This window comes from Rheinheimera metallidurans (assembly GCF_036983985.1).
GTDB classification, from domain to species: Bacteria; Pseudomonadota; Gammaproteobacteria; order Enterobacterales; family Alteromonadaceae; genus Alishewanella; species Alishewanella metallidurans.
In genome coordinates this window covers 518,868-530,716 of record NZ_JALAHQ010000001.1, presented here as the reverse complement: position 1 = coordinate 530,716, position 11,849 = coordinate 518,868, and the positions used below count along the sequence as shown (strand labels likewise).

The following is an 11,849-nucleotide window of genomic DNA, read 5'->3' as shown; positions in this document are numbered from 1 at the left end:
GGGCGGAGTATACATTAACTCGACAAAATGTTTAGCGCTTCCGTTTACTAACGCATTCATCAAACAGCTGAAAAACTTCTTATGCTAATTTAGCGTTTTTATCGTTCTTGTTATCTTTGCTGTCTGTTTTTGATTTTGAATCTTTAGGTTCTATCATTGGGTTATAGATATCTGGATCACCACACAAGGGAAACCAGCCACAAGCAATAAGCTCTGCCGAGTTATTATTAGATTCAATTACAGTGTCACTGGTTGCTACGGCTAATAAAGCCATTCCGGCTGCCAACCCTAATATACTTACTTTCATATTTTTAGCCCTAAGTAAAATGTTGATAACGTCGAAGTATTTATATATGCATCGTGACCAAGCTAGTATTTTAATCTTATTTAATCTCTACGAAATTATTATAAAGTGGTTATAAAACACTTAGGGCAAATCAATTTGAGCAATATCAAAGTCACCGCGAACCGATTGTAGTATATACACCGACTCCTCATCAGGCGATAAGCTGAAGCGGCTGTGGTATAAATTTGATTCTATAGCAATGGATAGTTCGCGGGTGGTGAAATCATAATATTGCAGCTGATAGTTAATATCATTCAGTAAATAGGTAAAGTACACACCTTTACTTTTCAACTGAAACTTCAGCCAAAGTTGATTTTCTGGCAGCTGAATCGGCAATTCTTCTACTTTGTTATTGCTATGCCATCGCACGTAAAACTTTTTGCTAATTGCATCACGCCATATACTGTATTTGCCATCATAACTTTCAATATATAGCTCTCGGTTTTCAGCAAATATGCTCGCTGTTTCCTCTTCGCCAGAGATAATTAAACGAATAATATTCCAACGAGCATTTTTTGATTCTGCATAATAGATGGCACTTCCATCGCTACTCCATACTGGTGAGGAAATTAAATTATCGCCGCCGGTAGCAACTTTTCTTGGTGACTGAGTGGCTGACAATAACCATACTTCGTTATTTACCTGCGCTGCTAAAGTTTTACCATCTGGTGAAAATACTAAGCTTCTAAAGCGCTCTCTAGTGTTAAAAAACGTAATTTGTTTTTGACTACCGTCGGGGTAAAATAACCAAACTTGTGGCAAACCCGAGCGTCTAGAGACCACAGCAATAGGATCACCCGCTATTGGGCTTACTTCAACCAAACTTTCGTTTCGGTTAGAGCTAAATACGGTCTGTGTAGACACTTTAGAATTATGCAACATATTGGGTGTTTTAGTAATATTGATATGCGAAAAATTGCCAACACTGGCATAAACCCTACCACTTTTGGCAATTTGAATTTCCGAAGCTGAAGAATCAGTGTAAGCGATAACTTTAACTTCACCGCTATTAACATCTACCTTGCTGAGTGTCGTGGGCCCTGAAGGATAAATAATAGCATTATTAGTAAGATCCCAATCAGCATTTCCCGGCATAGTATCAGTGATGTTAGTCAGCATTTTTGTTTCTCGGCTCGATAAGTTTAATATCCATAACTGAGCCGCTCCAGCTGCATCACGTAAAAAAAGTATCTTGGAACCATTACGTGAAAATCTCGCAGCATAATCACCAAAGCTATTTGGTGGCGGCACAGTAAGCTGTTCAGCAAGCCCGCTATGCACAGGTTTAAGCATAATGACCATTTGCTTTTGTGCACTCATGGTTGGATAAATTAGATAATTACCATCTGGAGACCATGAGATACGAGACGAAATGGAATTAACACCACAAGTTACAACAAGATCATCGCTAGCAACTGTTAGTTTTTCTAAGTTAAGTTTAATAACACGAATCTCACAAGCACCATCCGGATACATCCTGTGATAAGCAATTTGTTTGTTATCTGGGCTAAATGCCGCACCAAAACTGCTGTAGCTAGGTTCTGTAATCCGTGTTTGTTTGTACTCCAGTAAATCCTGTAACATCAGCACAGTCACACTTTCAGCATCCGGACTAGCATAGCTAAAAGCAAGATACCGCTCATCAGCAGAAACGTTATGGTAAAACTCTAAACCATCCATCGAAGTGACAGGTTTGTAGCGCAGCATTGGGATATCCGTTGCCATTTTCTCTACTGCACCTGAATCGGCAGGCCATAGCCACCAAAAAAGTGCTGATACAAGCAGCAGTAGTACTAAGACATACATTACTAAACGCTTTAACTTTTGCGGTTCGTCGCTACTAGTAACAGCGTCTGATGGTTCGCCATTATATATATTTACTGCATTCTGAATTACAGACACCGGCGCAATAAAGCGATAGCCGCGCTTGGGAATGGTTTCGATATAACGAGGTTCACGAGTATCATCACCTAAAGCGACACGTAATACGCGGATAACGCGGGTAACGCGACCGTCCGATACGTCGCGAATACCCCATACGTCCTGTAATAACTCGTCTTTGGTAACGAGCCTTCCCGCATTAACAATAAAATAGTTAGCTACCTTTTGTGACAGGTTATCTAAGTCTGCGGTAACAGCTATTTTTCCGTCGCTAGCAAACTGCACCAGTTTGTCTTGCTCAGGTAAATACTGCCATTCACCCACTTGCAAGGGGCTTTCAGGTTTTATTGCCATAAGTTCCGATAACCGATGTTATTCTGCGATACATTTAGACATTACTGGCATTTCAACTGAAATCGCTGGTAATAACAATATGTTAAAACAATTAGATCCTTGCGGATAACCTGTTTTTAACGAAAATGCCTGTAAAGAAATCTTGTCAGGTATAACGCGCAGCATCGAATTAACACCATGCTGACGGTAAAACCGGCTAAATACACCTAAGGCTCCGGTTGAGCCGGTAAGCCCTATCGTTTTGTTATCATCCCGCCCCAACCAAACCGTCGTCAGTGTGTCTTGATCAAAACCACTAAACCAGCTGTCACGATAATCACTCGACGTCCCCGTTTTACCCGCCAGAATTTGCCCTGGAAACGCTGTTTGCAATGCTTTTGCGGTACCGGTTTTTGCTGCCTGCATTAATGCATATTGCAACAAATATACTTCTTCTTCTTTGTAACGCCGCGTTAGCGGAGTATCGCGTAAATGTAATACATGCCCACTGCTATCGGTTATCGCCTGAATGGTGGTTAATTGCTGATGCAAGCCATTATTCGCAATGGTTTGATACAGTTGTGTAACCTCAAGTGGGCTTAATTCAATGGCGCCAAGAAGCGCGGCAGGATGTAACTTTACTTTTCGGCGTAAGCCCAACTTTCTTAAACCATCACCTACTGCCGGTAAACCAACCTGTAATCCTAAACGCACTGTGGGTACGTTTAGCGAGTTGGCTAAGGCGTCAATTAGCATTACCGGGCCGCGGTGTTGCTTATCAAAATTTTGTGGCTGCCAATCTTGATCATTGCTGCGCAACCTTATTGGCACATCTTCTAGCATCGATGCTAATGAATAACGCCCTTGTTGTGCTAAGGCTTCTAAATAGATCACCGGCTTAATAATGCTACCTATTTGGCGCTTAGCATCTATAGCTCGATTAAAGCCACCTTGCACAGCATCTTTACTGCCAACCATAGCAATAATTTCGGCCTGCTGATAATTTGCAACAATTACTGCCGCTTGCAGTTCAGGATCAAGCCCTGCCAACTGCGCTTTTGTCGCTTGTTCAGCAGCAAGTTGTGCTTGGGTGTCTAAATAGGTAAATACTTTAATACCCTGATTTTTATCATTGGCATCAATACTTAACTGGCGTAATTCCTTTTTAACCGCATCTATGTACGCTGCATTACCGACATTAAGATATTGGTTGCGCGATATAACTGTTATCGCTTGTTTAACCGCATGTTCGTACTGTTGTCGGTCTAACAAGTGCTGTTCAAACATTAAGCGCAATACCAAATCTCGGCGCTGTTGCGCACGCTCGGGGGAGCGACGAGGATCAAAATAAGACGGGCCTTTTAGTAAACCAATCAGTAAGGCATATTCTGCGGGTTGCAGTTCGCTTAGCGGTTTACCAAAATAAAACCGGCTACCAAGGCCAACACCATGCACAGCATTGGCGTAGTTTTGTCCAACAAACACTTCGTTTAGGTAGGCTTCTAAAATTTGATCTTTGTTAAAACGGTAATCTAATACCAAGGCGATTAGCGCTTCATTAGCTTTACGCCAAATAGTGCGATCACTACTAAGAAACATATTTTTAGCTAACTGCTGAGTAAGTGTTGAGCCGCCCTGTACCGTGCGCCCCGCCACCATATTTACCCATAATGCACGCAGTACTGACAGCGGAGATACGCCATGATGGTGATAAAACTCACGGTCTTCGACTAACAACAGTGTATCTTTGAATAATTCAGGTACCTGTTCTAAGCGCACCAGTTCGCGGTCTTCTTGTTGTGCGGCAACTAAATGTTCAATTAACTGCGGTTCAAGCCGAGCAAAATTAAGCCCTTCTTTTTGTTGGCGCTGCATGATGCGGTTAATGCCACTGCGATTAAACTCGACGCTAAATAACTGTGCGGCTTCGTAGCCGTCGATGTAAGTAAACGGGCGACGATAAATAGTAATATGGTTGCGCGATACGCTATATTGTCCGGGCGCAGATAGTTCAGCATTGCGCTGATACTGTAGGCTTTCTAACTGGGCTATAAGTTGCTGCTGGCTGATTAACTTACCTGGTACTAATTCCATACTATGGGCATAAATTTGTGCCGGCACTTGCCATTTTTGGCCAGCAAATTTTTTGCTGATTTTGCTATCAAGATAAACCAGATAAAATACCATAACCAACAGCGCTAATATTGCCAACTTAAGCAACAACATGGCTATGCGCTGTATATAAATCACCAATTTTGGTCTAGGTTTTGTTGATTTAGCTTTTGGCTTTACTCGGTTAGTTGTGTTGCTTTTACTCACTTTAGCATCGCCTTTTTTGTTTTTGTTGTTGGCATTGCCTGCGCCGGATTTTCTGGCCAATAGTGTTTTGGATAACGCCCGCGCATTTCTTTTCGTACATCTTGCCAAGCGTTTTGCCAAAAACTAGCCAAATTTTGTGTTACCTGTAATGGCTGTCGCGATGGCGATAACAACTCGATAGTAATATTTTGGCTACCTTGCAGTAACGTCGGTGACTGCATTTGACCATACATTTCCTGAACACGCACTGAAAGCCTTGGCCCAGCATCGGGCAAGTAATCAATTTTTATATTGGAACCGGTAGGCGCTTGCCAGTGTGTAGGTAATAGCTGATTTAACAGTTGCTGCTGCGTATAGCTTAAACACTGCATTAATGCTTCATACACCGGCAGTTGCTGCAGTGCTGCACTCTTACTAATATTAGCTAAATATGCGCCCAACCAACTATTTATGCTGCTCAGCAAAGTGCTATCAGAAAAATCTGGCCAACCGACATTGGGCTGCTTTTGCTGCAACAGCAAAACTCGACTACGCAGTTGCAATGCACTATCGCTCCAATTTAAGCAAGTAAGCCCTTTAGATGTAATGTAGTTTAGCCACGCCTGTTGCTTTTGTTCAGCACTTAACTGTAATAGCGCAGGTTTAGCCGCTAGCTGACACTGGCCAAAATTAAGTTGCTGTTCGGTATAAAAACTACCGACTTTATCATCCCAAAAGGTTTGGGTCTGCCAGCATAATTCATCTTGCCAGTCTGCCATCAGCTGCTCAGGCGTAATAGCCACCGCATGATAGATACGATTTTCGCGACCAAACTGTTGTATATATAAAACCACTAACCAAGCTTGCCCGGTTAAGCTGTGATGCGGTTGTAACGTTGCACCAATACCGTTTGATAACTGATAACCCTGGCCGCGATGTTTGGCTAATCGATCGGGAACAGCGCGCAATAAAAGTATCGGCGTTAATTCAGTCGGCATTGCCGCACTAAGCTGACAACCTAAGATCCGAGCAAAGCTCTGTGCTTGTTGCCATTGCTGAGGCAAAGTTTGCTTCATTCTACCCAGCAAGCTGTAGATATCATCTTGTAATACGCGGCTATCTTCCATTAATGCCGCTAACAAACAAGCTAATGCCATAGCACCAGCATGGCCTTGCTGCTCTAACGTTTTTGCATGCAATAACATTGCGGCCAGCCTAGGCTCGGTGCCAAGTTGGTGCGCAGCTCGGCCTTTAGCGGTAATAACGCCTTTGGTATCAATAAAACCTAATTGCTGCAGCAGTTGCTCAGCCACCACTATATGCGCAACCGGTGGCGGTGTAAGCCAATGTAAATCGTTAATCTGACAGCCCCAAGCTGCCACCTCTAAACGCAGTGCAGTTAGATCGCTACTATCAATTTCTGGTGCTTCAAACCGCGCCCGACGTTGCCATTTTTCTGCAGTATCTAGTCGGTAACAATGGCCTGCTAGTAACCGGCCCGCTCGGCCAGCCCTTTGTGTCGCGGCAGCTTGGCTAATAGCAGCGGTTTCTAGCACGCTTAAACCCTGGCGTGGATTAAACCGACTTTGCCGACACAGTCCACTATCAATAACTACGGTAATACCGTCTATGGTTAAACTGGTTTCAGCCAAATTAGTAGATAATACTATTTTGCGTTGCCCTGCCGGTGGTGCGGCAATAGCGGCTTGCTGCTGTGCTAGTGTTAAGCTACCGAGTAATAAGTGCAGCTGAGTATTATCCGGCAAGCCTTGCTTTACTAATAACTGCGCGCACTGCTGAATTTCACTTTGTCCCGGTAAAAATACCAAAACATTACCCGAATGCCGCTGCAGAGCTTGCTGCACCACACGCGCAATTTGCGCCGGTATAGGTTGTTGTTCGGGTAGTACATAATCAATAGTGACCGGATAGCTACGCCCCTCGCTTTGCAAGGTTGGAGCTTGTAGTGCTTGACCTAAATGAGTCATGTCTAATGTTGCTGACATAATAAGCAGCTGTAACTCGGGTCGCAGCTGTTGCACCTCTAAGCACAATGCTAGCGCTAAATCGGCATGTAACGAGCGCTCGTGAAATTCGTCAAACAATAGCAGGTCAACGTCAGATAGCTCAGGATCTTGCTGTAACTTACGCGTTAATATACCTTCAGTAACAATAAGTAACCGTGTTTTAGCACTATGCTTATGTTCTTGGCGAATTTGATAACCAACGGTTTCGCCAACAGCTTCCCCTAACTGTTGAGCTAAATAAGCGGCAATATTTTTCGCCGCTAGTCGGCGCGGTTCTAACATCAACAAGGTTTTTTTGGCATAACTTGGATGCTGTAATAAATACAGCGGTAGGAAGGTCGATTTGCCAGCACCGGGTGGAGCCGACAATACAACTTTATTATGTTGCTGCAATAACAACAGCAATTCTGGCAGCACATCAGCAACAGGTAACAACGGTTAATCCAACTTAAATAGAGTTAGTAAGCCGCACCTTAGTTGCTAAGGTGCGGCAAATTTAATTAGGCTTCAGCTAATAATGTGGCGCTGATGGTACGAATACCTTGCCCAGTAGCGCCAGCGGCCCAATAACCACTATTATTGTTGTTAAAGGCGGCAGCTAAATCAAAATGTAGCCAACCTGCGCCGTTGTTCGGTACAAAACGACTTAAAAAACCAGCAGCGTTACTGGCACCGCCGGCACCACCGCCTTTTACCGGCCTGCTATTAGCGGTATCAGCATAAGCTGATGGGCACTGCTGCTGATGCCAAAGTTCTAAGGGTAATGGCCAGGTTGGTTCTTGTACCTGTTGCGCATACGCTAGCGCTTTTTGCGCCAGTGGTTTATCTAGTGCGAATAAAGCATTATATTCTGCACCTACCGCAGTTACTGCTGCGCCGGTAAGCGTTGCCGCATCAATAATTAATTTCGCCCCAGTTTCTGCTGCACACATTAAACCATCGGCTAACACTAAACGACCTTCAGCATCGGTATTAACAATCTCAACCGTGGTGCCATTTTTATAGGTAATAATGTCACCTAATTTGTAGGCATTGCTGCTAATCAGGTTTTCAGCACAACATAAAATAAGTTTTACTCGCTTAGTTAAGCCCTGCAATATGGCCAGTGCTAATGCAGCAGTTACCGTTGCAGCACCACCCATATCACATTTCATAGTTAACATACCTTCGGTAGCTTTAATCGAGTAACCGCCGCTATCAAACGTTATTCCCTTGCCCACTAAAGCTGCACTCACTGGCGTATTAGCATTAGCTGTTGGATTAAAATCTAACACCAACATTGCTGGTTTACGTGCACTACCGCGGCCAACCGCATGCAAGCCATGCCAACCTGATGCTAATAGTTGCTCATCCAGTAATATTTGGCTTTGCACTGTACCAGGTGCAGCAACGTCAGTAATAAAGGCTATCGCGGCTTTTGCAAGCTGTTCAGGGTACAAATCTTCTGGTGCTTGATTAATAACTTTTTTCGCCCAAGCAAAACACTGCACTAAATGCTTAAGTTGCGTTTGTGTCGCGGCATCACCACAAAACGTTACTCCAGCTTGTTTTTTCGCTGAACAAAAACCTTGATAAAACGCCCACTGAAGCTCGACACTCCAAAGCTCACCCGTTAGCTGTACCTGTGTTAAGCCAAAGTTGTCTAAGCTGCGGGCCGCTTTTTGCACACTGCGTAGGGCATCTTGCTGATTAAAATGAATTTGAAAACCATCGGCTACGGGTGTTATTAATGCTTTGCCCCATTTATCTGCCGCATTAGTTGACTGTAATTGAATTTGCACCACGTCTAACATAAGTTGTCCTTGTTGACTAAATATCGCTTATTTATGGTCTAGAGTGTATCACAAGGCTTTGCTGGTAAAACACCGACACGTCATTTTGCAGTTGCAACAAGTTAAGTACAATGCTATACCGTGCCGTTCGAAAAAAGATGACGTTGCTATAGGCTATCTGTATACTGCCGCGTCTTTTAAATCAGATTGCGATGCGTGCAATATTCTGCTATCCATAGCCGCCATTATGTTGGCTTGGCATTTTACAGGAGATGATTATGCCAGAGGGCAATACTAACAAAACTCTTGGCTTACTAGCCCTTGCAGGCGTAGTACCTTATCAAGAAGCTGTCGGGGAAGAGTACATGAACCCGAAGCAATTGGAACATTTCCGTCGTATTCTGGACGCTTGGCGTCAACAGTTACGCGAAGAAGTAGATCGTACCAAAAATCATATGGCTGACGAAGCGGCTAACTTTCCGGATCCAGTAGACCGCGCCGCCCAAGAAGAAGAGTTTAGCTTGGAACTGCGCGCCCGTGATCGTGAGCGTAAGCTACTGAAGAAAATTGAAAAAACGTTACAGCAAATCGAAGATGATGATTTCGGATTCTGTGACACCTGCGGTATTGAAATTGGTATTAAACGGTTAGAGGCTCGCCCTACTGCCGATATGTGTATCGATTGCAAAACCTTAGCTGAAATTAAGGAAAAACAACTGGGCGGCTAAGATGCCCGGTGTTATGCCTACTTATATAGGCCGGTTTGCGCCCTCGCCTTCCGGCCCTCTTCATTTTGGCTCCCTTATTGCTGCAGTTGGTAGTTACTTGCAGGCGAAAAGCCAGCATGGCCAATGGCTAGTGCGCATGGAAGATATTGATACTCCACGCATGGTTGCTGGTATGGACAGCGATATTCTGCGTACTCTAGAGCAATATGGCCTAAACTGGGATAGCACGGTGGTTTATCAAAGCCAACGGCTTGACCGCTACCAAGATATTTTTCAACAATTACAACAACAACAGCTGGTTTATGGTTGCCAGTGTAGCCGTAAGCATATAAGTGAGCTGGGCGGTATTTATAATAACTATTGTGCCCCACGCCAATTACATTCCGGTAAACTCGCTTGGCGTCTTTGCAGCAACAACGTACAACCCTATTTTACTGATCGTATTTTTGGCGAGCAGCATATAAGTACCAAACTTGCCAACGAAGACTACATAGTTAAACGTCGCGATGGTTTATTTTCATACCAGTTGGTTGTAGTTATTGATGATATTGCTCAAGGTATTACTGAAGTTATTCGTGGTGCGGACTTATTACCGATGACGCCGCGTCAACACGCTTTATGCCAATTACTAAAAGCAAAGCCACCCAGCTATGGCCACCTACCACTGGCGGTGTTAGCGCCAGGCTTTAAACTCAGCAAGCAAAACTACGCCACGGCAATTAGCCAATGGTCGGCAAATAGCGTTTTAACTCAGGTTTTAAGCTTCTTAGGGCATACGCCGCCCCAAGAGTTACACCAAGCACCGGTAACAGAACAGCTGCTCTGGGCGAGTAAAAATTGGCAGTTGGAGCAAATACCTGCACAATTGGAAATAAATATGACAGAATTTCGTTAAGCGTCGGCCGATTAATTCTTTTTTCTGCCTAGCTGCGGTATTATTAGCCCGTTTTTAAAAATGCCGTATAAAACGGTATTGCTCAGGAGAATTACCATTATTTCGCGAGTGTTAGATTTTTGCCGCAGAACCATCAGCGGTAAGTCCAAGGCTAATAAAGCCCAAGAAATTAGCCGAGCAAATACCACACCAACTCCGGTGCGTGCGCCTCGTGCCCCTGCTGCTGCCAGCTTACTGCCAGCGGTGCAACGCATAACACGTGATCAGCACGCTATATCACGCAAAGATATCAGCCCTAATGCGCTTAAAGTACTCTACCGGCTTAAAGATGCAGGTTTTGATGCTTACTTAGTTGGCGGCTGTATTCGCGACCTACTGTTAGGTATTAAACCAAAAGATTTCGATGTGGTTACTAGCGCCAACCCCGAGCAAGTAAAGCAAGTATTTCGTAATTGCCGTTTAATTGGCCGCCGCTTTCGCTTAGCACATGTGGTTTTTGGCCGCGAGATCATTGAAGTAGCCACCTTTCGTGGTCACCATAGTGGCGCCGACGATGAAACTGATGTTGCTCCTAAGCAGAAAACTGCAAGTTTAAGCGATCATGGCCAAATTTTACGTGACAACGTATATGGCACTATTGAAGAAGATGCCGAACGGCGTGATTTTACTATTAATGCCTTATATTACTCAGTAAGCGATTTTTCGGTATACGATTTTGCCAACGGCATGCAGGCTATAGCAGAACGTAAAATTGAGCTGATTGGCGATCCAGAAACCCGCTACCGTGAAGATCCAGTACGTATTTTACGTGCCATTCGCTTTGCCACTAAATTAAATATGCAAATTGCTCCAGCTACAGCAGAACCTATAGCGCAACTTGCCGTAATGCTGAAAAACATACCGCCAGCACGTTTATTTGACGAACTAGTAAAATTACTGCTAGTTGGTAAAGCCTTTGATAACTTTATGCTAATGCGCGACACCAAGGTATTAAAGCAACTGCTGCCGCAGCTAGATAAGCTGATCAATCAAGATCCGGCCGGTAAAGCTTTTCAATTGGCGACAAAAGCACTACAAAATACCGATGAACGCGTTGATGCGGACAAACCAGTGACGCCGGCGTTTATTTTTGCCGCATTACTATGGTATCCAGTAGAACTACGCAGTCAGGCCCTAGTTATTGATGGTTTAAGTGAAATTGATGCCATGAATATTGCTATGACTGAAGTTTTAGACGATATCCAGCGCACTATCGCTATTCCGAAACGCTTTACACTGGCGATGCGAGATATCTGGGCATTGCAAAGTCGTTTAACAAAACGGGCTGGCCGTCGCGCATTTAAACTGCTTGAACAACCCAAATTTCGTGGCGCATATGACTTTTTACAGCTGCGTGCCAAAGCTGAAGCCCAAGACAGCGGCTTGCCAGAATTAGCACTGTGGTGGGAACGTTTCCAATTTGCTGACGAAGCAGGCCGCTTACAACTAATAAATCACTTAGGTAAAGAAGGCATCGATAAAGGTCCACGCCGCAGACGCAGCTATAAACGCAAATCGTCAGAGTCGTAA

At 44.1% G+C, this 11,849-nt stretch carries 8 protein-coding genes; 3 read left to right on the top strand and 5 right to left on the bottom strand.

The features are described from left to right. Nucleotides 1-79 precede the first annotated feature (79 nt). From MN199_RS02515 to pepB, 5 genes are all read right to left on the bottom strand, one after another. The gene (locus MN199_RS02515) at nucleotides 80-307 is read right to left on the bottom strand and encodes a hypothetical protein (RefSeq protein ID WP_335738309.1); all 228 of its coding nucleotides are present in this window, start codon (nucleotides 305-307) and stop codon (nucleotides 80-82) included. A 120-nt stretch (nucleotides 308-427) separates the two neighbouring features. Continuing rightward, nucleotides 428-2,581: a winged helix-turn-helix domain-containing protein gene (locus tag MN199_RS02510; RefSeq protein WP_335738308.1), complete on the bottom strand. Its 2,154-nt coding sequence runs from the start codon at nucleotides 2,579-2,581 to the stop codon at nucleotides 428-430. Nucleotides 2,582-2,599: 18 nt separating this feature from the next. Continuing rightward, nucleotides 2,600-4,879 (bottom strand): penicillin-binding protein 1B, encoded by a 2,280-nt coding sequence (mrcB, locus tag MN199_RS02505; protein WP_335738307.1) that lies wholly within the window; start codon nucleotides 4,877-4,879, stop codon nucleotides 2,600-2,602. Beyond that, nucleotides 4,876-7,320, bottom strand: a complete 2,445-nt coding sequence (gene hrpB, locus MN199_RS02500; RefSeq protein WP_132582006.1) for an ATP-dependent helicase HrpB — start codon at nucleotides 7,318-7,320, stop codon at nucleotides 4,876-4,878. The genes mrcB and hrpB overlap by 4 nt, the downstream gene beginning before the upstream one ends. 65 nt (nucleotides 7,321-7,385) lie before the next feature. Then, nucleotides 7,386-8,678, bottom strand: coding sequence for an aminopeptidase PepB (gene pepB / locus MN199_RS02495; RefSeq protein WP_132582004.1), 1,293 nt, complete (start codon nucleotides 8,676-8,678; stop codon nucleotides 7,386-7,388). Between the two features lie 257 nt (nucleotides 8,679-8,935). Here pepB and dksA point away from each other — a divergent pair, with 257 nt between their 5' ends. From dksA to pcnB, 3 genes are read left to right on the top strand one after another with little or no spacing between them, the layout of a single operon-like run. Beyond that, complete coding sequence (gene dksA / locus MN199_RS02490; protein WP_132582002.1) at nucleotides 8,936-9,385, top strand: RNA polymerase-binding protein DksA; 450 nt, start codon at nucleotides 8,936-8,938, stop codon at nucleotides 9,383-9,385. A 13-nt stretch (nucleotides 9,386-9,398) separates the two neighbouring features. Further along, the gene (gene gluQRS / locus MN199_RS02485) at nucleotides 9,399-10,280 is read left to right on the top strand and encodes a tRNA glutamyl-Q(34) synthetase GluQRS (protein WP_335738306.1); all 882 of its coding nucleotides are present in this window, start codon (nucleotides 9,399-9,401) and stop codon (nucleotides 10,278-10,280) included. Between the two features lie 60 nt (nucleotides 10,281-10,340). Continuing rightward, complete coding sequence (gene pcnB, locus MN199_RS02480; protein WP_335738305.1) at nucleotides 10,341-11,849, top strand: polynucleotide adenylyltransferase PcnB; 1,509 nt, start codon at nucleotides 10,341-10,343, stop codon at nucleotides 11,847-11,849.